The 23,176-nt window shown below is 70.6% G+C and carries 24 protein-coding genes and 1 pseudogene; 12 read left to right on the forward strand and 13 right to left on the reverse strand.

What is annotated here, in order from left to right:
• Positions 1 to 114 precede the first annotated feature (114 nt).
• The 3 genes from ACZ4WS_RS34885 (at position 115) to ACZ4WS_RS34895 (ending at position 3,951) form a co-directional block, all read left to right on the forward strand.
• Entirely contained in the window at positions 115 to 1,563 is a 1,449-nt protein-coding gene (locus tag ACZ4WS_RS34885) for a DUF6777 domain-containing protein (RefSeq protein WP_467986811.1), read from the forward strand.
• Between the two features lie 39 nt (positions 1,564 to 1,602).
• Positions 1,603 to 3,699 (forward strand): serine/threonine-protein kinase, encoded by a 2,097-nt coding sequence (locus ACZ4WS_RS34890; protein ID WP_467986812.1) that lies wholly within the window; start codon positions 1,603 to 1,605, stop codon positions 3,697 to 3,699.
• 93 nt (positions 3,700 to 3,792) lie between these two features.
• The gene (locus ACZ4WS_RS34895) at positions 3,793 to 3,951 is read left to right on the forward strand and encodes a hypothetical protein (protein ID WP_467986813.1); all 159 of its coding nucleotides are present in this window, start codon (positions 3,793 to 3,795) and stop codon (positions 3,949 to 3,951) included.
• A gap of 84 nt (positions 3,952 to 4,035) precedes the next feature.
• Here ACZ4WS_RS34895 and ACZ4WS_RS34900 read toward each other — a convergent pair whose 3' ends face one another.
• From ACZ4WS_RS34900 to ACZ4WS_RS34915, 4 genes are read right to left on the reverse strand one after another with little or no spacing between them, the layout of a single operon-like run.
• Entirely contained in the window at positions 4,036 to 5,241 is a 1,206-nt protein-coding gene (locus tag ACZ4WS_RS34900) for a sensor histidine kinase (protein WP_467986815.1), read from the reverse strand.
• Positions 5,238 to 6,965: a sodium/solute symporter gene (locus tag ACZ4WS_RS34905; protein ID WP_467986816.1), complete on the reverse strand. Its 1,728-nt coding sequence runs from the start codon at positions 6,963 to 6,965 to the stop codon at positions 5,238 to 5,240. Before ACZ4WS_RS34905 ends, ACZ4WS_RS34900 begins: the two co-directional genes overlap by 4 nt.
• A 3-nt stretch (positions 6,966 to 6,968) precedes the next feature.
• Complete coding sequence (locus tag ACZ4WS_RS34910) at positions 6,969 to 7,328, reverse strand: hypothetical protein (RefSeq protein WP_467986817.1); 360 nt, start codon at positions 7,326 to 7,328, stop codon at positions 6,969 to 6,971.
• A gap of 11 nt (positions 7,329 to 7,339) precedes the next feature.
• A complete protein-coding gene (locus ACZ4WS_RS34915; protein WP_467986819.1) occupies positions 7,340 to 8,095 on the reverse strand; it encodes a LytR/AlgR family response regulator transcription factor in 756 nt (251 codons plus the stop codon).
• Between the two features lie 77 nt (positions 8,096 to 8,172).
• Here ACZ4WS_RS34915 and ACZ4WS_RS34920 point away from each other — a divergent pair, with 77 nt between their 5' ends.
• The 5 genes from ACZ4WS_RS34920 to ACZ4WS_RS34940 all read left to right on the forward strand — a co-directional run bounded on the left by ACZ4WS_RS34920 (position 8,173) and on the right by ACZ4WS_RS34940 (position 12,739).
• Entirely contained in the window at positions 8,173 to 8,664 is a 492-nt protein-coding gene (locus tag ACZ4WS_RS34920; RefSeq protein WP_467986821.1) for an Lrp/AsnC family transcriptional regulator, read from the forward strand.
• A gap of 135 nt (positions 8,665 to 8,799) precedes the next feature.
• Positions 8,800 to 9,621 carry a dimethylargininase gene (gene ddaH / locus ACZ4WS_RS34925; RefSeq protein ID WP_467986822.1) on the forward strand — a complete coding sequence of 274 codons (822 nt, stop codon included), beginning with the start codon at positions 8,800 to 8,802 and terminating at the stop codon, positions 9,619 to 9,621.
• Positions 9,618 to 10,844: an ornithine--oxo-acid transaminase gene (rocD, locus tag ACZ4WS_RS34930; RefSeq protein ID WP_467986823.1), complete on the forward strand. Its 1,227-nt coding sequence runs from the start codon at positions 9,618 to 9,620 to the stop codon at positions 10,842 to 10,844. The genes ddaH and rocD overlap by 4 nt, the downstream gene beginning before the upstream one ends.
• A 100-nt stretch (positions 10,845 to 10,944) precedes the next feature.
• Positions 10,945 to 11,670 carry a lysophospholipid acyltransferase family protein gene (locus ACZ4WS_RS34935; protein WP_467986824.1) on the forward strand — a complete coding sequence of 242 codons (726 nt, stop codon included), beginning with the start codon at positions 10,945 to 10,947 and terminating at the stop codon, positions 11,668 to 11,670.
• Positions 11,671 to 11,713: 43 nt separating this feature from the next.
• Positions 11,714 to 12,739 (forward strand): NAD-dependent epimerase/dehydratase family protein, encoded by a 1,026-nt coding sequence (locus ACZ4WS_RS34940; RefSeq protein WP_467986826.1) that lies wholly within the window; start codon positions 11,714 to 11,716, stop codon positions 12,737 to 12,739.
• 46 nt (positions 12,740 to 12,785) lie between these two features.
• On the opposite strand, the gene ACZ4WS_RS34945 is transcribed toward ACZ4WS_RS34940, so the two are convergent.
• From ACZ4WS_RS34945 to ACZ4WS_RS34980, 8 genes are all read right to left on the reverse strand, one after another.
• The gene (locus tag ACZ4WS_RS34945; protein WP_467986827.1) at positions 12,786 to 14,381 is read right to left on the reverse strand and encodes an alpha/beta hydrolase; all 1,596 of its coding nucleotides are present in this window, start codon (positions 14,379 to 14,381) and stop codon (positions 12,786 to 12,788) included.
• Between the two features lie 137 nt (positions 14,382 to 14,518).
• A complete protein-coding gene (locus ACZ4WS_RS34950) occupies positions 14,519 to 15,277 on the reverse strand; it encodes an urease accessory protein UreD (protein WP_467986829.1) in 759 nt (252 codons plus the stop codon).
• Positions 15,274 to 15,957, reverse strand: a complete 684-nt coding sequence (gene ureG / locus ACZ4WS_RS34955; protein WP_467986830.1) for an urease accessory protein UreG — start codon at positions 15,955 to 15,957, stop codon at positions 15,274 to 15,276. The genes ACZ4WS_RS34950 and ureG overlap by 4 nt, the downstream gene beginning before the upstream one ends.
• A 142-nt stretch (positions 15,958 to 16,099) precedes the next feature.
• Positions 16,100 to 16,780 (reverse strand): urease accessory protein UreF, encoded by a 681-nt coding sequence (locus ACZ4WS_RS34960; RefSeq protein WP_467986831.1) that lies wholly within the window; start codon positions 16,778 to 16,780, stop codon positions 16,100 to 16,102.
• Positions 16,780 to 18,501, reverse strand: coding sequence for an urease subunit alpha (locus tag ACZ4WS_RS34965; protein WP_467986832.1), 1,722 nt, complete (start codon positions 18,499 to 18,501; stop codon positions 16,780 to 16,782). Before ACZ4WS_RS34965 ends, ACZ4WS_RS34960 begins: the two co-directional genes overlap by 1 nt.
• The gene (locus ACZ4WS_RS34970) at positions 18,494 to 18,805 is read right to left on the reverse strand and encodes an urease subunit beta (protein WP_467986833.1); all 312 of its coding nucleotides are present in this window, start codon (positions 18,803 to 18,805) and stop codon (positions 18,494 to 18,496) included. The genes ACZ4WS_RS34965 and ACZ4WS_RS34970 overlap by 8 nt, the downstream gene beginning before the upstream one ends.
• Positions 18,806 to 18,821: 16 nt before the next feature.
• Complete coding sequence (locus ACZ4WS_RS34975) at positions 18,822 to 19,124, reverse strand: urease subunit gamma (RefSeq protein WP_054229180.1); 303 nt, start codon at positions 19,122 to 19,124, stop codon at positions 18,822 to 18,824.
• Positions 19,125 to 19,256: 132 nt separating this feature from the next.
• Positions 19,257 to 19,463, reverse strand: coding sequence for a hypothetical protein (locus ACZ4WS_RS34980; protein ID WP_467986835.1), 207 nt, complete (start codon positions 19,461 to 19,463; stop codon positions 19,257 to 19,259).
• Here ACZ4WS_RS34980 and ACZ4WS_RS34985 point away from each other — a divergent pair.
• Positions 19,462 to 20,585: pseudogene (locus tag ACZ4WS_RS34985) on the forward strand (ABC transporter permease). The gene ACZ4WS_RS34980 and the pseudogene ACZ4WS_RS34985 overlap by 2 nt on opposite strands.
• A gap of 162 nt (positions 20,586 to 20,747) precedes the next feature.
• Here the strand turns inward: ACZ4WS_RS34985 and ACZ4WS_RS34990 are convergent.
• Positions 20,748 to 21,026: a type II toxin-antitoxin system Phd/YefM family antitoxin gene (locus ACZ4WS_RS34990; protein WP_467986836.1), complete on the reverse strand. Its 279-nt coding sequence runs from the start codon at positions 21,024 to 21,026 to the stop codon at positions 20,748 to 20,750.
• Positions 21,027 to 21,191: 165 nt separating this feature from the next.
• On the opposite strand from ACZ4WS_RS34990, the gene ACZ4WS_RS34995 reads away from it, so the two are divergent.
• The 3 genes from ACZ4WS_RS34995 (at position 21,192) to ACZ4WS_RS35005 (ending at position 23,146) form a co-directional block, all read left to right on the forward strand.
• Complete coding sequence (locus ACZ4WS_RS34995) at positions 21,192 to 21,827, forward strand: ATP-dependent Clp protease proteolytic subunit (protein ID WP_467986837.1); 636 nt, start codon at positions 21,192 to 21,194, stop codon at positions 21,825 to 21,827.
• Positions 21,828 to 21,834: 7 nt separating this feature from the next.
• Positions 21,835 to 22,140 carry a hypothetical protein gene (locus ACZ4WS_RS35000; protein ID WP_467986838.1) on the forward strand — a complete coding sequence of 102 codons (306 nt, stop codon included), beginning with the start codon at positions 21,835 to 21,837 and terminating at the stop codon, positions 22,138 to 22,140.
• Between the two features lie 532 nt (positions 22,141 to 22,672).
• Positions 22,673 to 23,146 (forward strand): C40 family peptidase, encoded by a 474-nt coding sequence (locus ACZ4WS_RS35005; RefSeq protein ID WP_467986839.1) that lies wholly within the window; start codon positions 22,673 to 22,675, stop codon positions 23,144 to 23,146.
• The last annotated feature ends 30 nt before the right edge of the window (positions 23,147 to 23,176 follow it).

Below are 23,176 nucleotides of genomic sequence, written 5' to 3' on the forward strand. Positions count from 1 at the left end.
GCGTCCATGCAAAGGGCTGGGATATCGGCGGCCCGCAGGATGGCTCTGGTGCTGGTTTCCGTGCTGATAGTCAGCGGGTGCAGCAAATCCGATCAATTGTTCGTAGTGCGGGCCGTGGCTGCCGGGATTTCGCAGGCCAATCCCTTCTTCAAGGAGGACGGCAAGCTCGGCAAGGACATCCACCTCCCTGAGGCACGACCGAGCGGTGGCGTGCAGGCCAGCAACAATCCGGGGTTGTACGGGGGTGCGACCGGCGGGGACAACGGCTCGCCGGGACAAGGTGGTGGCACAGGACAAGGTGGTGACACAGGACAAGGTGGTGGCACTGGACAGGATGATGGCGGTGGGGCCACCGGCGAGTTCGGCGGCTCGACCAAGCCCGGCACCTGTGTCGTGACGCAGCTGAAGAAATTCCTCACCGCACCCGAGAACTCCGCGAAGGCGCGGGAATGGGCACGGATCCTGAATATCACCACCGCCGAGATACCGAGTTATATCGATCGACTCACACCGGTCGTACTGCGCCACGACACTCTCGCGACGAACCACGAGTACAAGAACGGCAAGGCCGTCCCCTTCGGCGCCTTGCTGCAGACGGGGATCGCGATTCTGGTCGACCAGCAGGGACTGCCCGCGGTGAAGTGCTCGTGCGGTAATCCGCTGCGTCCCTACAAGAAGGCCGTCGGAAAGACCAAGGTGCGGTTCAAGGGCGGAAACAAGCAGTGGCCCGGCTATCAGAAGAACCACATCGTGGTCGTCGAGCCGCCGCCCGGGAACCATGACATCAACCAGCTCCAACTCATCGACGTCAACGACCCCGACCACGGCATCTCCCGCGAGCTCGGCATCGGCGGTGGCGACACGTCCTTCGACACCCACGCGGAACACACCGTCCCGACCGTCACTTCCATGACGTTCGCCCAGGCGACCCAGAACCTGGCGAACGCGGGGCTCGCCATGGAATACGGCGGCGGCTCCCTGCCGCCCGACGACGCCCAGGTCACCGCCTCCCAGCCCGTCGAGGGCAGCACGCTGGAGTGGGGCGCGCCCGTCACGCTGTTCGTGCAGTCCGACGACACCGGCGGGCAGAGCTCTCCCCCGGACTCCGGCGGGGTGACCACGGGCCCTGACGGGTCGAGCACCGGACCCGATGAGTCCAGCACCGGACCCGACGAGTCGAGTACGGGCACCGACGGGTCGAGTACGGGCACCGACACGACGCCACCGCCGCAGTCCGGCTCCTCGTCCTCGCCACCGGGCGGCGCATCGCCCTCGGGCGGCGACACCGGGTCGCCGGGGACGTCCACACCGCCCGGTTCGGGCGGCGGGACGGACTCGCCGCCCGCGTCGAGCAGTTCTCCGCCCGACATCCCGACCAGCGAGGCGGCCACCCCGTCGGAGTCCGTCACGAGCGACCCGGCCTCCACCCAGCCGACGGCCAGCAGCGCACCCGCGTCGAGCGACCCGGCCTCGAGCGACCCCGGCGCCGGCGACTCCGTGTCCGGTGACCCCGCCGCGACCGACGCGACCGACTCCGGTGGGCTCACCGGAGTCATGTCCTGACCCGCGTACGAACCAGCGCAGAACCCGGGGAGCAACCGGATGGCACCAGGATCACCGCAGTCGGGAGTGGGCCGGATCATCGCCGGCCGGTATCTGCTCGTCGACCAGGTCGGCTCCGGCGGGATGGGCCATGTCTGGCTCGCCCGCGACCAGCGGCTCGACTGCGATGTCGCGCTCAAGGAGATCAGGTTCCGCAACATGCCGGAGGGCGGCGAGGAGCACGAGTCCCGCATCGCGCGCGCCCGCGCCGAGGCGCGGCACGCGGCGGTGCTGCGGGGGCACCCGCACGTGGTGACCGTGCACGACGTCCTGGAGCACGAAGGCCTGCCGTGGATCGTGATGGAGTATGTGGCGGGCGCGGAGGATCTGCGCGGCTGGCTGCACCGGCGCGGCCCGCTGGCCCCCGACGAGTGCGCCCGTATCGGCCTCGCGGTCCTGGACGCGCTGACCGCCGGGCACGAGCGCGGCATCATGCACCGGGACGTCAAGCCCGCCAACATCCTGCTCGCCCCGGACCGCACGGGCATGCCGGGCTCCCGGATCCTGCTCACCGACTACGGCATCTCCGTCCAGCCGGACTCGCACGAGACACGCTGGACGAGGACGTCCATGCTGGTGGGCACGGTCGGCTATCTGGCGCCGGAGCGGACCACGGGCGGGCCGCCGACCGCGGCGGCCGACCTGTTCTCGCTGGGCTGCACCCTGTATTTCGGCGTGGAGGGCTTCGGACCGTTCGACCGCGACACCGACCTCGCCGCGCTCACCGCCGTGGTCCTGGAGGAGGCGCCGCCGCCGGCCCGGGCCGGGGCCCTGCGGCCGGTCGTCGAGGCACTGCTGGTCAAGGATCCCGCCCGGCGCATCTCCGCGGAGGACGCGGCGGCGGCCCTGGCCCGGATCATCACGCCCGAGCCCCATCCGCCGACCCACGTCGACACGAGCTCACAGCCGCCGTGGGCGGGGCTCGTCACCTCCGACGGGACTCCTGGTCCGACACCTCCGGGGCAGGGCTCCGGCGGCCCGGCGCGGGACCAGGGCTTCGCCACACCGGCCTGGTACAGCCCGACGGCGCAAGGTTCCGCCGCACCACTCGTGTACACCCCGCAGTCGGCGGAGGGCATCCGCCCGCCGACCCCGAGCATTCCACAGCCGACGGAAGGCATCGGTCCGCGCGCCCCCGGCATTCCGCGGTCGGCCGGCGGCTTTGGCGCGCCGTCCGCGGCCCCGCCGGAGCCCGCCCATGGTTTCGGCCCGCCCTGGTACGGAGCGCCGGGCACCCCTGTCCCCGGGACCGGGACCGGGACCGGGACCGGCAGGCGGCGGCGCAAGCGCCACCGCGTCCTGCAGGGACTGGCGGCGCTGCTCCTCGCACTGGGGCTGACCGCGGGCGGAGTCTGGTACGCGATGGCGCGCAAGGCCGTACTGCCGTACGGCGACGCGGTCGGACTCTCCGAACCGCTCCGGTCGGGCGACTGCGTCCGCGGCATCCCGTCCCCCGCGTCCGTGGCGGGTGTCCCACGTCTGGAGCTGAGCCCTGATTGCAAGGAGTCCCCCGACGGGCAGGTGATGGAGCTGTACAAGGCTCCCACCTACGAGGTCGCCAAGCGCCGGGGCTCGGACGTGTGCGAGGAGCGGACGAAGGAGACGGCGGGCAAGCTCGCGTGGAACGTGAAGAGTATGGCCGTCGTGCCCACGCGCCAGGGCTTCGACACCACCGGCGGCAACGTCGCGTGCCTGTTGGTCGGAGAGCACGGCCCGGTGTACGGCCCACTCGGAAACCACCGCTCGTACGGGACGCCTTTCAAGGACCCGGCCCAGATACAGAAGGAGGACTGCGTCGGCCACGTGGACGGTGACGCACTCACCAACACGCACTACGAACTGGTCGCCTGCGACAAGGACCACGCGGGACGGGTCGTCCAGATCACGCACCTGAAGACCGACGCGTCCGGCGATGCCGCCAACGCCAAGGCGGACGAACAGTGCGCGAAGGACGCCCCGCCGGAGAATTACCGGTACAGCTCCGACGTCTACTGGAGTCATGGTCTGCGCAGCGCAACACGGTGGGCGAACGGGTACTACCTGGTGGTCTGCAGCATTGAGCACCTGGACAAGACGCTGATGCACGGTGCCGAGTAGGCCGCCCGGCCCTGGCGAACCGCCTCCCGCCGGGTGAAAATGGGCCCAAGGCCACGGCCCGCGTCGCGGACCCGCCTGGAGGAGGGTGCTGCGATGCCCGGTTCGACGAAGACGATGGGGGTGCTCACCGTGGGCGGGCTCGTCGTCGTGACGGCCTATACGGTGGCGCTCGGCAGCAACGGCTGGCTGTGGTTCGGCTGGGTGGTGCTGGGTCTGATCACGCTCGGGATGGTGGCCTCGCCCAGCACGTGACAGGCACCGCCTGGGCAGCCGCCCCGACTTTCACTCTCTGGGCAGCCGTCCCGGTCTTCACTCTCTGCGCAGCCGTCCCGGCCTTCACTCCCTGGGCAGCCGTCCCGCCGAGTGCACGCCCGGTTGGTACTTCGGCAGCCGGGCGGTGATCTTCATGCCCGCGCCCACCGCGGTCTCGATGACGAGGCCGTAGTCGTCCCCGTACACCTGGCGCAGCCGTTCGTCGACGTTGGACAGCCCGATGCCGCCCGAGGGGCTGACATCTCCGGACAGGATGCGGCGCAGCCGGTCGGGGTCCATTCCGGCGCCGTTGTCCTCGATGACGACCAGGGCCTCGGCGCCCGCGTCCTGCGCCGTGATGCTGATGTGGCTCTTGTCGGTCTTGCCCTCCAGGCCGTGCTTGACGGCGTTCTCCACGAGCGGCTGGAGGCAGAGGAACGGCAGCGCGACCGGCAGCACCTCCGGCGCGATCTGCAGGGTGACCGAGAGACGCTCCCCGAAGCGGGCCCGGACGAGGGCCAAGTAGTGGTCGATGGCGTGCAGTTCGTCGGCGAGCGTGGTGAAGTCACCGTGTCTGCGGAACGAGTAGCGGGTGAAGTCGGCGAATTCGAGGAGCAGTTCGCGGGCGCGCTCGGGGTCGGTGCGGACGAACGAGGCGATCACCGCGAGCGAGTTGAAGATGAAGTGCGGGGATATCTGGGCGCGAAGTACCTTGATCTCGGCCTCGATCAGCCGGGTACGGGACCGGTCGAGGTCGGCGAGTTCGAGTTGCACCGAGACCCAGCGGGCGACCTCGCCCGCGGCCCGTACGAGGACGGCGGACTCGCGGGGCGCGCAGGCGACGAGCGCTCCGTGCACCCGTTCGTCGACGGTGAGCGGCGCGACGACGGCCCAGCGCAGCGGGCAGTCCGGCTCGTCGCACGTGAGCCGGAAGGCCTCGCCGCGGCCGGTCTCCAGCGGGCCGCCGAGCCGCTCCATGATCTCGCTGCGGTGATGTGCCCCCACACCGTCCCAGGCGAGGACCGTCTCCTGGTCGGTGAGACACAGCGCGTCCGTGCCGAGCAGGGTGCGCAGCCGTCGCGCGGAGCGTCCTGCCGTCTCCTCGGTGAGGCCCGCGCGCAGCGGGGGCGCGGCGAGCGAGGCGGTGTGCAGGGTCTGGAAGGTGGCGTGCTCGACGGGCGTGCCGAGCCCGCCGAGGCTCTCGGGCCGCGCGGTGCGCCTGCCGAGCCAGAATCCGGCCGCGAGCAGCGGGAGTACGGCGACGCAGAGCCCCGCCAGGAACCCGCTCATGCCTCGGCCTCCGCGCGTACCTGTCCCCCGGCGAGTTCCTCCGGCAGATGGAACCGCGCCAGAATCGCCGCCGTACCTACCGGCACCCGGCCCGCCGTGGCCAGTGACACCAGCACCATCGTCACGAAGCCGAGCGGCACCGACCACAGCGCGGGCCAGGCGAGGAGGGCGTGCAGCGAGCCCGTGCCCGGATAGCCCGCCATGGTCGCGCCCACCGCGACCAGCGCGGAGCCACCGCCGACCAGCATTCCGGCGGCCGCACCCGGCGGGGTGAGCCGCCGCCACCAGATGCCCAGGACGAGCAGCGGGCAGAACGACGACGCGGACACGGCGAACGCGAGCCCCACGGCGTCGGCGACCGGCAGCCCGCCCACCAGGACGCTCGCCGCGAGCGGCACCGCCATGGCGAGCACGGTGCCGAGCCTGAAGTGCCGTACCCCGCGCGAGGGCAGCACGTCCTGGGTGAGCACGCCGGCCACCGCCATGGTCAGTCCGGACGCGGTGGACAGGAACGCCGCGAAGGCCCCGCCCGCCACCAGCGCGCCCAGGAGGTTCGCGCCGACTCCGCCGATCATCCGGTCGGGCAGCAGCAGTACGGCGGCGTCCGTATTCCCGGTGAGGGTGAGTTCGGGGGCGTACAGCCTGCCCAACGCGCCATAGAGGGGCGGGAGGAGATAGAAGGCGCCGATCAGGCCGAGCACGGCGACCGTGGTGCGGCGGGCGGCGACACCGTGCGGGCTGGTGTAGAAGCGGACGACCACGTGCGGCAGTCCCATCGTGCCGAGGAAGGTGGCGAGGATCAGTCCGTACGTGGCGTACAGCGGGCGTTCCTCGCGGCCTGCGGCGAGCGAGGTCGACATGCCGCCGTTGCTGCCGCGGTCGGCCACCGGTACCGGGTCGCCCTTGGTGAAGGCCAACCGGGTGCCGCGCTCGATGTGGTGGGCGCCTGCGGGGAGTCGGACGCGCTCGTCCTCGTACCGGCGACCGTCGACGCTGCCCGTCGCCGTGATGACCAGCGGACGCGAGAGCTTCAGGTCGAGGGTGTCCTCGACGCGCACGATCCGCTGTTCGCGGAAGGTCGCCGGTTCGTCGAAGGCCTCGCGCGGTGCCCCGTCGGCCTGCCAGGCGAGGACCAGGAAGAGGGCGGGGACCAGCAGGGCGGTGAGCTTGAGCCAGTACTGGAAGGCCTGCACGAAGGTGATGCTGCGCATCCCGCCGGCGGCGACGGTGGCGACCACGACGACGGCGACGAGCACCCCGCCGAACCAGTCGGGCGCGTTGGTCAGCACCGCCAATGTCAGCCCCGCTCCCTGCAGTTGGGGCAGCAGATACAGCCAGCCGACCCCGACGACGAAGGCGCCGGCAAGCCTCCGCACCGCCTGAGATCCGAGCCGCGCCTCCGCGAAGTCGGGCAGTGTGTACGCGCCCGAGCGGCGCAGCGGGGCCGCGACGAACAGGAGCAGGACGAGATAGCCGGCCGTGTACCCGACCGGGTACCAGAGCATGTCCGGGCCCTGGACGAGCACGAGGCCCGCGATACCCAGGAAGGAGGCGGCGGAGAGGTATTCGCCGCTGATCGCGGCCGCGTTGAGCCGGGGTCCCACGGTGCGCGAGGCGACGTAGAAGTCGGAGGTGGTGCGGGAGATGCGCAGGCCGAACGCGCCTACCAGGACGGTCGACACCACCACGAGGGCGACTGCGGGAACGGCGTAGTTCTGATCCACGGTTCAGCGGTCCTCGACGAGCCGCACGAAGTCCTTCTCGTTGCGCTCCGCGCGCCGCACGTACCAGCGCGCGAGCAGCACCAGCGGCGGGTACACACCAAATCCGAGCACGGCCCATTCCAGACCCGCGCCGTCCGGCAGCGCGGCGAAGACCAGGGGCAGCGGGCCGACGAGCAGCATCAGGACGGCGAACACCGTGAGCGCGACCCGTAGTTGACTGCGCATCAGGGAGCGGACATAGGTGTGGCCGAGTGTGGTCTGCTCGTCGATCTCGGTCCTGGGCCGGTAGTAGCCGGACGTCCGGCGGGTGCGCCGGGGCACTCCGGTGACGACCACGCGACGTTCGGTCGGGTCCTGCGGCATGTCGTTCCCCCTCAGCTCGTGGTCCGGCGCAGCAGCAGATCGCGCAGTTGGCGGGCGTGCCGACGGCTGACCTGGAGTTCGACGGAGTCGACGAGGACGCTCACCGTGCCCGCGTCCAGGCGGAGTTCGCCGATGTGGCGCAGGGCGACGAGGTGGCGCCGGTGGATGCGGACGAAGCCGCGGGAACGCCAGCGCTCTTCGAGGGTGGACAGCGGGATGCGGATGAGGTGACTGCCCTGGGCGGTGTGCAGACGGGCGTAGTCGCCGTGCGCCTCGACGTGGGTGATGTCCTCGACGGCCACGAAGCGCGTCACACCGCCGAGTTCGACGGATATCTGGTCCGGGTCGGGCTCGTGCACGGGTATCAGCGGGGCGGCGTCGATGAGTTGGGCGGCGCGACGTACGGCCTCGGCGAGCCGCTCCCGGCGTACGGGCTTCAGTACATAGTCGACGGCCTTGAGGTCGAAGGCCTGCACGGCGAAGCCCTCGTGGGCTGTGACGAACACGACGAGCGGCGGCTTGGCGAACCCGGTGAGCAGCCGGGCCATGTCGAGCCCGTCCAGGCCCGGCATGTGAATGTCGAGGAAGACGACGTCGATCGCCTCGGGCCCGTCGGGTCCCGACTCCAGTGCCCGGTTGATCCGGCGCAGCGCCTCGGTCGCGTCGCTCGCGCCCTCGGCGCTGCTGACCCGTGGATCGGCGTTCAGTAGATAGAGGAGTTCCTCGAGGGACGGTTGTTCGTCGTCGACGGCGAGCGAGCGCAGCATGAGAGTGGAGTGTAAGAGCGATTCGTACACCTGGACATGTGCGGGGCGTGGACGTTGCCGCTGGATACAGTGCCGCCATGAACAGCAAGCCCGCGATGTTCGACGACCTCGACCGCAAGATCATCACGGCCCTGATGGCCAATGCCAGGACGAGCTTCGCCGAGATCGGCGCGGCGATCGGCCTGTCGGCCACCGCGGTCAAGCGCCGCGTCGACCGGCTGCGCGAGACGGGCGTGATCACCGGCTTCACGGCCACCGTGAAGCCCGCGGCGCTCGGCTGGCGCACGGAGGCGTATGTCGAAGTGTACTGCGAGGGCGCGGCGCCGCCCCGGCGGCTCGCGGAGGTCGTGCGCAACCATCCGGAGATCACCGCGGCGATGACCGTGACCGGGGGCGCGGACGCGCTGCTGCACGTGCGGGCGATCGACGTGGAGCACTTCGAGGAGGTCCTGGAGCGGATCCGTATCGAGCCGTTCATCCGGAAGACGATCAGTTACATGGTGCTGTCCCACCTGCTGCCGGAGGCCCCGGAGGCGGGCGCGACCCACGCCGCACCGACCGACGCATGAACCGTGCGCTGACCGCCAGAACTACGCAGTAAAGCTGCGTACACGCGCAGCTTTCGTCGCTTGTCGCCTGTATCCCCCGTTTCCTACCGTGGAGGCATCCCCAGTCGACACCGCAGGAAGCGGAGGAACCTCTCTGTGCCCGACAGCCGTGTGCCGCGCCCTCGGCGCTTTCTCGTCTGTGACCCCAGACACTTCGCCGTGCAGTACGCGATCAACCCCTGGATGCACCCGGACACACCGGTGGATGTCGATCTCGCCCGCGGGCAGTGGGAGGCGCTGATCCGCGCCTACCGTGCCCACGGCCACACCGTCGACTCCGTGGAGCCGGTCGCGGATCTCCCGGACATGGTGTTCGCCGCGAACTCCGCGCTCGTCCTGGCGGGCCGCGTCTTCGGCTCGCTCTTCCACGCGCCCCAGCGCCGTCCCGAGTCCACCGCGTACGAGACCTGGTTCAAGGCGGCCGGTTTCGACGTCTACCGCCCCGAGTCGGTGTGCGAGGGCGAGGGCGATCTGGTCCCCACGGGCCGGTACGTCCTGGCCGGCACCGGATTCCGTACCACCCGCGAGGCCCATCGCGAGGTGCAGGAGTTCTTCGGCGTCCCGGTGATCAGCCTCCAGTTGGTGGACCCGCGTTTCTACCACCTGGACACGGCGCTGTTCGTCCTCGACGACGGGCACGAAGCAAACATTGCGTACTACCCGGAGGCGTTCTCGCCGGGCAGCCGCGAGGTACTGGCCCGCCTCTTCCCCGACGCGGTGCGCGCGACCCGCGAGGACGCGCTGGCCTTCGGCCTCAACTCCGTCTCCGACGGCCGCCACGTCTTCATCGCGCCGCGCGCCGAGGCGCTCGCCGACCAGCTCGCAGGCCACGGCTACGTCCCCGTCCCCGTCGACCTCTCGGAGTTCCACAAGGCCGGCGGCGGCATCAAGTGCTGCACTCAGGAGATCCGTTCATGACCGCTCCCCCGCGTACGCGTACGTCCGCCGACCTCATCCGCGCCGAGGCCCCCGTCCTCGCGCACAACTACCACCCGCTGCCCGTGGTCGTCGCCCGCGCCGAGGGGACCTGGGTCGAGGACGTCGAGGGCCGCCGCTATCTCGACATGCTGGCGGGCTACTCGGCCCTCAACTTCGGCCACCGCAACCCCGTGCTGATCGAGGCGGCGCACCGCCAGCTCGACCAGCTGACGCTCACCTCGCGCGCCTTCCACAACGACCGGCTGGCCGAATTCGCCGAGTCCCTGGCCGAGTTGACGGGCCTGGACATGGTCCTGCCGATGAACACGGGCGCGGAGGCGGTGGAGAGCGCCATCAAGGTGGCCCGCAAGTGGGCGTACGAGGTGAAGGGCGTCGCGCCGGATCGGGCGACGATCGTCGTGGCCGCCGACAACTTCCACGGCCGTACGACCACCATCGTCAGCTTCTCCACGGACGCGACGGCCCGCACCGGTTTCGGCCCCTTCACGCCCGGCTTCCGTGTGGTCCCGTACAACGACCTCGCCGCGCTCGAAGCGGCCGTCGACGAGAGCACGGCGGCCGTGCTGATCGAGCCCATCCAGGGCGAGGCGGGCGTGGTCATCCCGGACGACGGCTACCTCACCGGCGTACGCGAACTGACCCGCCGTACCGGCTGCCTGTTCATCGCGGACGAGATCCAGTCGGGCCTGGGCCGCACGGGCACCACCCTCGCCGTCGAGCACGAGGGCGTCGTCCCGGACCTGCTGCTGCTCGGCAAGGCGCTCGGCGGCGGCATCGTGCCGGTCTCCGCGGTGGTCGGACGCCGGGACGTGCTGGAAGTACTGCGGCCCGGCGAGCACGGCTCGACGTTCGGCGGCAATCCGCTCGCGGCGGCGATCGGTTCGGCCGTCATCGGGCTGCTGGAGACCGGTGAATTCCAGCGCAGTACAGCCGAGTTGGGTGTGGTGCTGCGCGGCGGCCTCGCGGCGCTCGTGGGCAAGGGCGTCGAGGGATTCCGCTCGCGCGGGCTGTGGGCGGGCATCGACATCGACCCCGCCATCGGCACCGGCCGCGAGATCAGTGAGGGTCTGATGCGCGAAGGGATTCTGGTCAAGGACACCCATGGTTCGACGATCCGCCTGGCCCCGCCGCTGACCATCACCGGCGAGGAACTCCGGTCAGCTCTCGGGGCCCTTGAGAAGGTTCTGACGGAAGGGGTCTGATACCGGCCAAGAGGCCACAGAGCATGACACCGGAACGGTTACGCCCGGCGACGGCCGCGCCTACACTGATCGCTCCCCGGGGGAACAGAGGAGTGCCGCAGTGTTTTATTACGTCCTCAAATACGTCCTTCTTGGGCCGTTGTTGAGGCTGGTGTTCCGGCCTCGGATCGAGGGACTTGAGCACATACCGTCGTCGGGCGCGGCCATTGTCGCCGGCAACCATCTGTCGTTCTCGGACCACTTCCTGATGCCCGCGATCCTCAAGCGGCGCATCACCTTCCTCGCGAAGGCCGAGTACTTCACGGGCCCGGGTATCAAGGGCAGGCTCACGGCCGCCTTCTTCCGCAGCGCCGGGCAGATCCCGGTGGACCGCTCCGGCAAGGAGGCGGGCCAGGCCGCGATCCGTGAGGGCCTCGGCGTGCTGCGCAAGAACGAACTGCTCGGCATCTACCCGGAGGGCACCCGCTCGCACGACGGCCGCCTCTACAAGGGCAAGGTCGGCGTCGCGGTGATGGCCCTCAAGGCCCAAGTGCCGGTCATCCCCTGCGCGATGATCGGCACCTTCGAGGCCCAGCCCCCGGGTCAGAAGATCCCGAACTTCCACCCCGTGGTGATCCGCTTCGGCAAGCCCCTCGACTTCTCCCGCTATGCCGGGATGGAGAACGAGAAGGCCATCCTGCGCGCCATCACCGACGAGATCATGTACGCCATCCTCACCCTCTCCGAGCAGGAGTACGTCGACCGGTACGCGGCCGTCGTCAAGGCGGAGGAGGCCGCCGAGAAGGTGGAGGCGGGTCGCAAATTCCCCCGGATGCCGCTGAGTTGATGAGACCGCCAACTAGAGCGTACGTCCTGTACATTTTCTACGTATGAGACGTGCTGTAGTGATCGGAGCGACCGGACAGATCGGGCGCGCGGCTGTGGGCGCGCTGGCGCGGGACGGCTGGGAGGTGACGGCCGCGTCGCGCGGCGGGGGCCGGGACGACACCTGGCCCGCGGAGGTACGTGCGGCACAGCTCGGCCGCGACGACAACGCGGCACTGGGCGCGGTGATCGGCGACGGCTGCGACGTGCTGGTCGACATGGTCGCGTACGGGGCGGAACACGCACGCCAGCTGACCGGTCTGGCCGATCGGGTCGGCTCGGCCGTGGTGATCTCCAGCGTGTCGGTGTACGAGGACGACAAGGGGCGCGGCTTCGATACGCAGTCCGAACCGGACGGGTTTCCCGAGTACCCGGTGCCGATTCCGGAGGGGCAACGCACCGTTCCGCCCGGTGCTGCCACGTACAGCACTCAGAAGGTGGCCCTCGAGCGTGAACTCCTCGCCGCGGGTGACCAGTTGCCGACGACCCTGCTGCGCGCGGGCGCGATCCACGGCCCGTACTGCCGCTCGCCCCGCGAGCTGTATTTCGTCAAGCGCAATCTCGACGGCCGTCGCCGGCGGATCCTAGCGTTCGGCGGTGAGAGCCGCTTCCATCCGGCGAACGTCCGCAACATCGCGGAGCTGATCCGCCTGGCGGCCGCACGACCGGGATCGCGGGTCCTCAACGCCTGCGACCCCGACGCGCCCACGGTGGCGGAGATCGGCGCGGCGATCGACGCCGTGATGGGCGTGGAGAACGAGGACGTTCTGGTGGACGGCCCCGCTCCCGCCCCCACCGTGGGCGACACGCCCTGGTCGGTTCCGCTGCCCGTCATCTGCGACATGACCGCGGCAGAACGGGAGTTGGGCTACCGCCCGGTGATCCGCTACGCCGAGTCGCTCCCGGAGTCGATCGCCTGGATCGAGCGCCGACTGGCCGGGCGGGACTGGCGGGAGGCATACCCCGCGATGTTCCGGACGTACGGGGATCTCTTCGACTACGCGGCGGAAGACGCCTGGCTGACGTCATGAAGGAGGGGGCGACCGGAAACCCGGCCGCCCCCTCGTCCGCGGGGAACTACGGATTCGGTGTGGCGTGCGGCGTGCACGTCACGTCGGCCGCGTCCGTCTTTCCGGTGAGCAGGTAGGTGTCCACCCGCCCGTTGATGCACGGGTTGACCAGGCCGGTCACGCCGTGCGAGCCCGCGCCCTGCTCGGTGATCAGGCGGGAGCCCTGGAAACGCTTGTGCAGTTCGACGGCGCCGGCGTACGGGGTGGCGGCGTCACGCGTGGACTGCACGATCAGGACGGCCGGCAGACCCTTGCCGGTCCTGACGTCCACCGGGGTCTGCTGCTTGGCCGGCCAGGTGGCACAGGGCAGGTTCATCCACGCGTTGGCCCACGTCATGAACGGGTAGTCCTTGTTGAGCCGCGTGTTGTCCTTGTCCCACTTCCTCCAGCTGGTGGGCCACTTGGCATCCGCGCACTCGACGGCCGTGTAGACGGCGTTGCCGTTCTCCGAGGAGATGTTGCCCGCGGTGTCCGACAGGTCGGGGGCGGCGGCGTCGACGAGCGCCTGGGTGTCACCGGCGACGTACTTGCTGAACACCGTCGCGACCGGCACCCACGACGAGTCGTAGTACGGGGCGCTCTGGAAGAAGGAGATCAGCTCGGCCGGTCCCACGACGCCACCGAGCGGGTTCGCCTTGGCGGTGGCCCGCAGCTTCAGCCACTGGTCCTGGACCTCGGCCCGGGTGCCGCCGAGGTGGAAGGCCGCGTCGTTCTGGGCGACCCAGTCCTCCCAGTCCTTCCAGCGTCCCTCGAAGGCGACGTCCTGCTCGAGGTTGGCCTGGTACCAGATGTTCTCCCGCGCCGGGTTGACGACACTGTCGACGACCATGCGACGGACGTGCCCCGGGAAGAGCGTGCCGTAGACGGCACCCAGGTACGTGCCGTAGGAGACGCCCAGGTAGTTGAGCTTCTTCTCACCGAGGGCGGCCCGGATGACGTCGAGATCGCGCGCGGTGTTCGGCGTGGTCATCTGCGGCAGCATGTCGCCGCTGCGCTCGGCGCAGCCGTCCGCGTACTCGGCGGCCAGCTTGCGCTGGGCGAGCTTGTCCGCCTCCGTGTCGGGGACGGGGTCGGCCTTGGGCGCCTTCACGAACTCCTGAGGGTCGATGCAGGAGATCGGCGCCGAGTGGCCGACACCGCGCGGGTCGAAGCCCACGAAGTCGTATGCCTTGGCGGCGTTCGCCCAGATGGCGCTCTTGGTGGTCACGCGGCGCGGGAAGCGCATGCCCGAACCACCGGGGCCGCCCGGGTTGTAGACGAGGGCGCCCTGGCGCTCCTCCTGGGTGCCGGTGTTCCCGATGCGGTCCACGGCCAGCTTGATCTGCTTGCCGTTCGGGTGGGCGTAGTCGAGCGGGACGGTGACCCAGCCGCACTGGATCGGCTTCTCCAAGCCCCAGTCCGCCGGACAGTCCTGCCAGTCGATCCCGGCCTTGGCGGCCCGGTCCGCGGCGATCGCCGCTCCGCGCTGCTCGCGGCTCTGGCCGTGGCGCGAGTCGGCGGTGGCCGACGGCGCCGCGACGGCTCCGGCTATCAGGGTCGCCGTGACGAGCGCTCCGGCCGAACCGAGCGCTGTCACCCGTCTCGTCGGTCTCATAGCCCTCAAGTGGGACCTCCCCGTACATCGTTGCGATTGGTACGGGGATCCTTTCGGCTGTGAGGTCCCTGAGAACAGAGGTGACCGGCCTTCTTTACTAATCCGATAACCGGTGCGCGATGCTCCGTTGAGCGGAGAGGTTTGTTTCAGCCGAGCACACGCAACGCCTCGTCCAGCACGCGCCGCAGCCGCAGCGCGTCGGACGCCAGCGCGGTCACGAGCACGGCGGGCCCGGCAAGCGGCGTGAGTGCCGCGTACTCCCCCAGCAGTCGCCCCTGCGGCGGCTCCTTCTCGAACTCCGGCCGTACGACGACGAGTTGCCCCACGGCGCGCCGGCCCCCGAGGACAGCGGGTCCGTCCCACCCTCCGTGCGCACCCGGCCCGCACGACAACTCCTGGTCCAGCAACGGCCGTCCGTCGAGCCGCACGGTAAGACGGCTGCTGAGCCGCCCTGGTTCCTCACCGGCGCGCCCGAGTACCTGCTCCTCCCGGAAGACGAGCCGGGCACCCGCCGCCAGGTCGACGCGCGAGGAGACGTACAGATCACTCCCGTTGGCGGAGATCAACTGCTCGGGCAGCCACAGCAGTTCGCCCCCGTCCGCGACGCTCAGGCGCACGTCGTAGCGGGCCTCGCCCTTGGCCTGTCCCGGCAGGGCGATGGTGGCGGCGGCCGATCCGACGTGCAGCCGCGCTCCTTCGCCCGCCTCCGCCTCGACGGTGAAGTGGTCCCCGCCGAGCGGACCGCTCATCGCACCGACGATCATGACGCGCGCCTCGGAGCCGCTCGCCCGGGTCCGGCGCAGGGCGAGCGGCCCATGACCTTCCAGGACGGGCAACGAGGTGCCGCCCCGTCCGTCGTCCCGCGCCGAAATCCGTGCGGTGGCCCGCACCCCCGCTGCCGTCATGCCGCCCACGCGGCGAGCCGCTCCCGCACCCACCCGGCGACCGCCGTGACCCCGTCCTCCGTCCGCAACGACTGGAAGACGACGGGCAGTTCGGCCCGCTGCGTCTTGGCGTCCGCGGCCATCCGCCCCAGATCGGAGCCCACGTACGGCGCGAGGTCGGTCTTGTTGACCACGAGCAGATCGGCAGTGGTCACACCGGGCCCGCCCTTGCGCGGAATGTCGTCCCCTCCCGCCACATCGATCACGAAGATCTGCGCGTCGACGAGCCCCTTGGAGAACGTCGCGGTGAGGTTGTCGCCCCCGGACTCCACGAGGATGAGATCCAGCGGCCCCACCTCGTCCTCCAGATCCTCCACCGCTTCGAGGTTCGCCGAGATGTCGTCCCGGATCGCCGTGTGCGGACACGCCCCCGTCTCCACGGCGGTGATCCGCTCGGGCGGCAGCACGGCTTCCCGCAGCAGGAACTCGGCATCCTCACGCGTGTAGATGTCATTGGTGACGACGGCGAGCGACAACTCCTCGCGCAGGACCCGGCACAGCGCCGCGACGGTCGCGGTCTTCCCGGAACCCACGGGTCCGCCGAGCCCGATCCGCAGGGCACGGCGCGAGCCGTCGGCGCGGTGCGCGTCGGCGCTGACGGCGGAGGGGCCGTCGTGGGAGTGGGTGTGGTCGAGGTGCATGATGGCGGCTCCAGTTTTCAGCTCCGGCCGGGGTTTTCAGCCCGTCCGGCGTTTGAGGACGAGGCCGTTCAGGCCGAAGCGGGGGTCTGGGGGCGGCAGCCCCCAGATACGGGAAGGGCAGGGGCGGAGGGGGCGAAAACCCCTACGACGCGAACAGACGTACAGGCCAAGCCGCATGCGCCTCCGCACTGATCTCCAACAGCGGCGCGGACGCCGCAGGCAAGGCATCGACCCCGACCTCGTCGTCGAGCGCGTGGCGGGCGGCGTCCGCCGCCTGATGGGCCACAAGGTCCAGCTCCGGAGCGAGCCGGGCAAGAACCGCCGTGGCATCGAACGGGTCAAGGCTCAGCAGCCGGACGGTCGCGGTCGCCGGACCACTGACACTCTCGTACGCGGAGCAGTACGCGGCATCATCGGGCCCGAGCCCGGCCCCCCGCGCGGCCAGCCCCAGCACAACCGGCTGATGCGCCCCCTTGGGGAACTCCCGAGCCAGCGCGTCAAGCTCGGCCGAGGGCCAGGTGGCCCGAGCCGCCCGCATCAACTGCCGCCCAAGCCTGCGGGCGGCAACCCGCAACGCGGGCGACGGCGTACGGGCATCCGCAGCCGCGTCCAGCGCCACCGGGTCGACCCCGATGGCGGCCGCCGCGGCCAGTGAGGCCGACACCAGCCCCGCCGTATGCAACCGCCCGCGGCAGAAGTCCTCCAGACTCGCCGCCCCGGTGATCCGCCCGGCCTTGACGGCGGCCTCGGCCCCGCCGGAGTGCGCATGCCCTCCGGCGGGAAAGCGGCCGTCGGCCAGAACGAGTAGCGCTGCCCTGGACATCAGAAGAGGAAGTAGCGCTGGGCCATGGGCAGTTCGGCGGCGGGCGTGGCCTCCACCAGCTCCCCGTCGATGTGCACGGCGAAGCTGTCGGGGTCGATCTGCACCCGCGGCCGCGCGTCGTTCTCGCGCATGTCCGCCTTGGTGACCGCCCGCGTCGACTCGATGCCGACGAACCGCTTCCCGAGCGAGAGCCGCTCCGGCAGCCCGTCCTCGATGGCGAGCGGCGCCACGAAGTTGAACGAGTTCGCGGCCGGGGCCCGTCCGATCGCCCCGAACATCGGCCGGGGCAGGATCGGCTGCGGCGTCGGGATGGACGCGTTGGCGTCGCCCATCTGCGCGTACGCGATCTGTCCGCCCTTGATGACGAGATGCGGCTTGACGCCGAAGAACGCGGGCTCCCAGAGCACGAGGTCGGCGAGCTTGCCGGTCTCGACGGAGCCGACCTCGCGGGCGAGCCCCTGCGCGAGCGCCGGGTTGATCGTGTACTTGGCGACATAGCGACGTACGCGATGGTTGTCCGCGCGGCCGTCGCCCGGCAGCGCACCCCGCCGCCGCTTCATCACATGAGCCGTCTGCCAGGTCCGCATGATGACTTCACCCACCCGCCCCATGGCCTGGGCGTCGGACGAAATGATCGAGATGGCACCCAGGTCGTGCAGGATGTCCTCGGCCCCGATGGTGGAGGGCCGGATCCGGGACTCCGCGAAGGCGAGGTCCTCGGGGACGGCCGGGTTGAGGTGGTGGCAGACCATCAGCATGTCGAGGTGTTCCTCGGCGGTGTTGACGGTGTAGGGCCGGGTCGGGTTGGTGGAGCTGGGCAGCACATGCGGCTCGGAGACCACGGTCATGATGTCGGGCGCGTGCCCGCCGCCCGCGCCCTCGGTGTGGTACGCGTGGATACCGCGGCCGCCGATCGCGGCGAGCGTGTCGCCGACGAACCCGGACTCGTTCAGCGTGTCCGTGTGGATGGCGACCTGGATGCCGGTCCGGTCGGCGACGGTCAGCGCGGCGTCGATCGCCGCGGGCGTCGACCCCCAGTCCTCGTGGATCTTCAGGCCGAGCGCGCCGCCGCGGATCTGCGACAGCATCGCGTCGTGCGAGACGGTGTTGCCCTTGCCGAGCAGACCGAAGTTGAGCGGGTACTGCTCCATCGCCTCCAGCATCCGGGCCAGATGCCAGGGGCCGGGAGTGACGGTCGTCGCCTTCGAGCCCTCGGCGGGACCCGTGCCGCCGCCGATCAGCGTCGTGATGCCGGAGGCGAGCGCCTCGTCGGCGATCTGCGGACAGATCAGGTGGACGTGCGCGTCGATGGCGCCCGCCGTCAGGATCCGCCCGTTGCCCGCGATGATCTCGGTCTCCGGGCCGATGACGAGATCGGGGTGCACCCCGTCCATCGTGTCGGGATTGCCCGCCTTGCCGATGCCGGTGATCCGGCCGTCGCGGAGGCCGACGTCGGCCTTGACGATCCCCCAGTGATCGACGATGACGACACCCGTGATGACCGTGTCCGGGGTGCCGTCTGCGCGCGTAGCACGCGCCTGACCCATGGATTCGCGGATGACCTTGCCGCCGCCGAACACCGCCTCGTCACCGGCGAGCCCGGGACCCCCGGAACGATCCTCCTCGATCTCGATCAGCAGATCGGTGTCGGCGAGCCGGATGCGGTCGCCGGTGGTGGGGCCGAACAGATCGGCATACGCGGCACGCGAGATCTCAGGCATCGAGGGCACCTCCGGTCTCACCGCGCAGTCCGGGCACCACACGGGCGCCGGCGAGCGGAACGAGTTCGACGTCGACGGGGATCCCGGGCTCGAAGCGCACGGCGGTGCCGGCGGCGACGTTGAGCCGCTTGCCGCGCGCGGCGGCGCGGTCGAAGTCCAGACCGGGGTTGGCCTCGGCGAAGTGGTAGTGGGAGCCGACCTGAACGGGCCGGTCGGCCGCGTTGAGAACGGTCAGGGTGGTGATCTCGCGGCCTTCGTTGAAGGCGACGGGACCGTCGGCGAAGAGGATCTCTCCGGGAATCATGGCGTTCCCTCCCCCGTCAGACGATCGGGTCGTGGACGGTGACGAGCTTGGTGCCGTCCGGGAAGGTCGCCTCGACCTGGACGTCGTGGATCATCTCGGGGATGCCCTCCATGACGTCGTCCCGGGTGAGGATCTTGCGTCCGGAGGACATCAGTTCGGCGACGGTCCGGCCGTCACGGGCACCTTCGAGGATGTGCGACGTGATGAGCGCCACGGCCTCGGGGTGGTTGAGTTTCAGCCCGCGGGCGCGCCGCTTCTCGGCCACGTCGGCTGCCACATGGATCAGCAGCCTCTCTTGCTCGTGCGGGGTCAGTTGCACGGCGTCCCACCTCACAGTCCTCGCTCCGGACCGTGCGGGGTCCGGTGGCCGCAGCCACCAAAACCCCTGGTGGCATGGATGCGCACGGTAGTTGGCCGGAGTTTCAAGGACGTTAACCAGGCTGTGATCCACTCACGGCCGGGAGACGGGCCCTCCCGTGCTCATCAGAGCCCGCAGGCCGTCCCGGAGGGTCTCCGCCGGTACGGAGGGGAACAGCGCCATCTGCGCCGCGAATCCCTGCGCGAGCGCGATCATCGTCCGCGCCATGGCATCGGCATCGGCATCCGCGTGCATCAGACCGGCGTGAGACCCACGCCCCAGGGAAACCAGGAAGATCATGACCGCCGCCTCCGCCACGCCCTCCGGCGCCGTCGCACCGCCGCCGGCGTTCGGCCGCCTTACGGTCGCCGTGATCGCGCTGATCCCCGCACTGGTGGCGCCGGTAATGTGGGCCTTCACCTGGCCGGCCGCCCGCACCACACCCCGCGACCTGCCGCTCGGCGTGGCGGGCTCCGCGACCGCGACCGCCCAGCTCCAGAAGCAACTGGCGCGGCACGAGGGCGCGTTCGAGATCCACCGCTACGCCGACGAGGCGGCCGCCCGGAACGCCATCGAGGACCGGACCGTATACGGCGCGGTCGTCGCCACCGCGCAGGGTGGCCCCGAACTGCTGACCGCCACCGCGGCGAGTCCGCTCGTCGCCCAGATTCTCCAGCCGACGGTGGCGCAGCAGGCTCCGCAGGGCACGAAGGTGACGACCGTCGACGTGGTCCCCGCCTCCGCGAAGGACCCGCGCGGCGCGGCCCTGACCGCGAGCGTGCTCCCGCTTGCGCTGGCCGGTGTGGCCGCGGGATCGGTGATCACCCTGCTCGGTCTGCGGGGTGTCCGGGCGGCCGCCGCACTGACCGGTGCCGCCGTCGCCGTCGGCTTGGTGGCCACCGCGATCGCGCACAGCCGGCTGGGAATCCTCTCCGGTGACTGGTGGGCCGAGGCCGTCTCGCTGAGCCTGTCGACGCCGGCGGTGAGCGGCGCCGTCGCCGGGCTCGCGGCGCTCATGGGGCCGGCCGGCATCGGGCTCGGCGCGCTCCTGGTCGTCCTGCTCGGAAACCCCTTCTCCGGCGCGGGTCCGCTCCGCAGATGCTGCCCGTGCCGGTCGGGACGATCGGCCAGTGGCTGCCGCAGGGCGCGAGCGTGTCGCTGCTGCGCTCGGTGTCGTTCTCGGTGTCGTTCTTCGACGGCGCCGCCGCGACCGGGCCCGCGCTGACCCTGACCTGGTGGGCCGTGCTCGGCCTGGGAGCGGTACTGCTGGGCAGCACGCTCAAGGCTCGCCCCGCGACCGCGGGGACCATCGCCGGGCGAAGCCCGCGTCGGCGAGCCCCAGGATCCCGCGCGGTTACCCCTCTCCAGGAAGAGGGCCCTCAGGAACCGCCATATGAACCGCGCCGGAAAACGCCCGCGTGAACCGACGCGAGGCCCCGCCCTCCCGGATCGGCCCGGCGATCCGCCCCCGCCGACCGGCCACCCCCACAGAACCGTCCGTGCGCCCCCGCTCTAGCGGACGGGGGCGCACGGTCTCTCTCTGTCTCTCTGTCTCTCTGTCTCTCTGTCCGAACCGCCTGCGGCTCAGGAAGCGTTGGGCCCCCGGTGCTCCGCGGCGATGCCGAAGCGCTGGCGCTCGCGCGGAGCGGACGCGACCTCGCGGACGCTGGAGAGGGAGCTGACCACCTGCTCCTCGGCGGGATCCGGGAGTTCTTCGAGGCGCTCCAGGTCGGCGGCGGAGACCAGGGCGACGAGGGGCTTCCCGTGCCGCGTCACGACGACGCGCTCACCGCCGTACACCACGCGGTTGATCAGATCGGCGAGCTCAGCCCTGGCTTGCGTCACCGGAATCTCGTAGGCCATGTCGTCCAGCTTAGACCGGGGCTCTGACGCCCCTGGTCAGCGGAAGATTCCGCGAGCACCCACGGAGGGCGGCCGCCGCCGCTTTCGCTCTCAGCATGGCCCCCTTCCCCAGAGACGTACGTCCTGTACATTTTTTACGGACGTCGATCAGAGGAGGCGCGCGCCATGGACAGCCCGTCCGCCCGCTATGTCCTGCCCGAGTTCACCGAACGCACCAGCGCGGGGCACCGGACCCTGGACCCGTACTCGAAGCTGCTCGAGGAGCGGATCGTGTTTCTCGGGACGCCGATCGACGACACATCGGCGAACGATGTGATGGCACAGTTCATGCACCTCGAGTACCTGGCGCCGGACCGGGACATCTCGCTGTACATCAACTCCCCCGGCGGCTCGTTCAGCGCGATGACGGCGGTCTACGACACGATGCAGTTCGTCACCTGCGACGTGGAGACGATCTGCCTGGGTCAGGCGGCGTCGGCCGCGGCCGTGCTGCTGGCCGGGGGCACACCGGGCAAGCGGTTCACACTGCCGGGTGCGCGCGTGCTCATGCACCAGCCGTCGTTCCCCGAACCGGTGCAGGGGCAGGCGAGTGATCTGGCCATCCAGGCCGAGGAGTTGGTGCGCACCCGCAGGATGCTGGAGGAGATGCTCGTACGGCACACGGGGCAGAGTCCGGAGCGCGTCGCCGCGGACATCGAGCGGGACAAGATCCTGGACGCGCCGGCGGCCGTGGCGTACGGACTGGTCGACCGGATCATCCCGAGCCGCAAGGCCTCGCGCACCGCGCCCGGCGCGAGGTGATCGCCCGATGATCCCCGATCTGCCCCCGCTGCCCGCGCTGACGCGCGCCGAGGCCGAGTTGATCGACCGTTACCTCGACGTGGTCGATCTGCTCGGCCGCATCAACCCGGCCCGCCCCGGTGACACCTACCGCGGCCTGAGGGCCGCTCAGGCGCTGGTCGGCAAGGCGACGGCGCTGCGTGACGCCCTCGCGCTGATGCACCAGCGGGGCGAGAGCGAGGTACATGCCCCGACCCTGGCACAGGCCCTGCGCGTCCTCGACGGCGAGCGGCGGGCGGCCCGGGTCACCCTGCCCCCCGACTCCGACAGTTGACGCAGGCACACCCGGGCCGCGGCACGCGCCGACGAAGCGTCCGGCCCGGGTCTCAAACGGACCGGATGGTGTACCCCCGGATGGCGTAGACACCGGTCCTTCCAAAGGCGCGCAGAAGTTGCGCAACGGGCGTAGCGCTGAGGCGGAATGAAGTGTTCCGATGCTGGTACGGGCATCGTCGACCCCCTCAACACCCCCTCGAACGGAGGAGTGTCCACCCGAACGGGTGAGTGGTGAGTAACCCCACAAATCGCCGATTCCGCTCGGCATTTGCGACACAGATGCGTGAAGATCCCTTCCGACGACAAGCCCCCGCCGAAGCGGCGGGGCGGTCCGGGCGGACGCCGAGTCCTGCCGCCGCCCGGATGACCGGTCGACAGAAGTGGATCGGCAGGAGTGGAGGACCCAGCACGGCGGGCCGCCGGAGAGATCCGGGCGGTCCTTGGGGTGAAGCCGCACAGCGCGGCCGGGCTACTTCGCCAGTCCGAATCCGACAGGTCATCCTTCACAGGCGGCTGACGAAGGGTTGCGCATGACTGCGCTCAATCGTGTCCCGTCGCTGTGGACGAGGGCCGGTACGGCCTCGGCCCTCACCATCGCCGCCGTGGGCGGCAGCCTGGTGGTCCCGGGCGTCGCATCCGACGCCGAGGCGGCCACCCTCGCGACGAAGGCACTTCAGGTCGCGGCCTCCAAGAAGGGCTCCCCGTACAAGTGGGGCGCCGCGGGGCCACGCCGCTTCGACTGCTCCGGGCTCACGCTCTACTCGTACAAGAAGGCGGGCAAGCAACTGCCTCGTACGGCCGCGGCGCAGTACAACAAGACCCACCATGTCTCCGCCTCGCACCGCAAGGCCGGAGACCTCGTGTTCTTCCACTCGGGCCGGAGCGTGTACCACGTCGGCATCTACGCCGGGAAGGGAAAGATCTGGCACTCCCCGAAGACCGGAGAGGTCGTGAAGCTCCAGAAGATCTGGACGAAGAGCGTCTGGTACGGCCGGGTCAGCTGATCCGCCCGTCAGGGGCGGTGGCCCGCGCCG

It is taken from the genome of Streptomyces sp. NPDC029292 (assembly GCF_055569295.1).

Bases quoted from the DNA above. Each gene is read 5' to 3' on its own strand.
- ACZ4WS_RS34890 (WP_467986812.1), top strand. From the start codon at position 1,603: ATGGCACCAGGATCACCGCAGTCGGGAGTGGGCCGGATCATCGCCGGC.
- ACZ4WS_RS34895 (WP_467986813.1), top strand. From the start codon at position 3,793: ATGCCCGGTTCGACGAAGACGATGGGGGTGCTCACCGTGGGCGGGCTC.
- ACZ4WS_RS34900 (WP_467986815.1), bottom strand. From the start codon at position 5,241: ATGAGCGGGTTCCTGGCGGGGCTCTGCGTCGCCGTACTCCCGCTGCTC.
- ACZ4WS_RS34910 (WP_467986817.1), bottom strand. From the start codon at position 7,328: ATGCCGCAGGACCCGACCGAACGTCGCGTGGTCGTCACCGGAGTGCCC.
- ACZ4WS_RS34915 (WP_467986819.1), bottom strand. From the start codon at position 8,095: ATGCTGCGCTCGCTCGCCGTCGACGACGAACAACCGTCCCTCGAGGAA.
- ACZ4WS_RS34920 (WP_467986821.1), top strand. From the start codon at position 8,173: ATGAACAGCAAGCCCGCGATGTTCGACGACCTCGACCGCAAGATCATC.
- rocD (WP_467986823.1), top strand. From the start codon at position 9,618: ATGACCGCTCCCCCGCGTACGCGTACGTCCGCCGACCTCATCCGCGCC.
- ACZ4WS_RS34940 (WP_467986826.1), top strand. From the start codon at position 11,714: ATGAGACGTGCTGTAGTGATCGGAGCGACCGGACAGATCGGGCGCGCG.
- ACZ4WS_RS34950 (WP_467986829.1), bottom strand. From the start codon at position 15,277: ATGACGGCAGCGGGGGTGCGGGCCACCGCACGGATTTCGGCGCGGGAC.
- ureG (WP_467986830.1), bottom strand. From the start codon at position 15,957: ATGCACCTCGACCACACCCACTCCCACGACGGCCCCTCCGCCGTCAGC.
- ACZ4WS_RS34960 (WP_467986831.1), bottom strand. From the start codon at position 16,780: ATGTCCAGGGCAGCGCTACTCGTTCTGGCCGACGGCCGCTTTCCCGCC.
- ACZ4WS_RS34965 (WP_467986832.1), bottom strand. From the start codon at position 18,501: ATGCCTGAGATCTCGCGTGCCGCGTATGCCGATCTGTTCGGCCCCACC.
- ACZ4WS_RS34970 (WP_467986833.1), bottom strand. From the start codon at position 18,805: ATGATTCCCGGAGAGATCCTCTTCGCCGACGGTCCCGTCGCCTTCAAC.
- ACZ4WS_RS34980 (WP_467986835.1), bottom strand. From the start codon at position 19,463: ATGATCTTCCTGGTTTCCCTGGGGCGTGGGTCTCACGCCGGTCTGATG.
- ACZ4WS_RS34990 (WP_467986836.1), bottom strand. From the start codon at position 21,026: ATGGCCTACGAGATTCCGGTGACGCAAGCCAGGGCTGAGCTCGCCGAT.
- ACZ4WS_RS34995 (WP_467986837.1), top strand. From the start codon at position 21,192: ATGGACAGCCCGTCCGCCCGCTATGTCCTGCCCGAGTTCACCGAACGC.
- ACZ4WS_RS35000 (WP_467986838.1), top strand. From the start codon at position 21,835: ATGATCCCCGATCTGCCCCCGCTGCCCGCGCTGACGCGCGCCGAGGCC.
- ACZ4WS_RS35005 (WP_467986839.1), top strand. From the start codon at position 22,673: ATGACTGCGCTCAATCGTGTCCCGTCGCTGTGGACGAGGGCCGGTACG.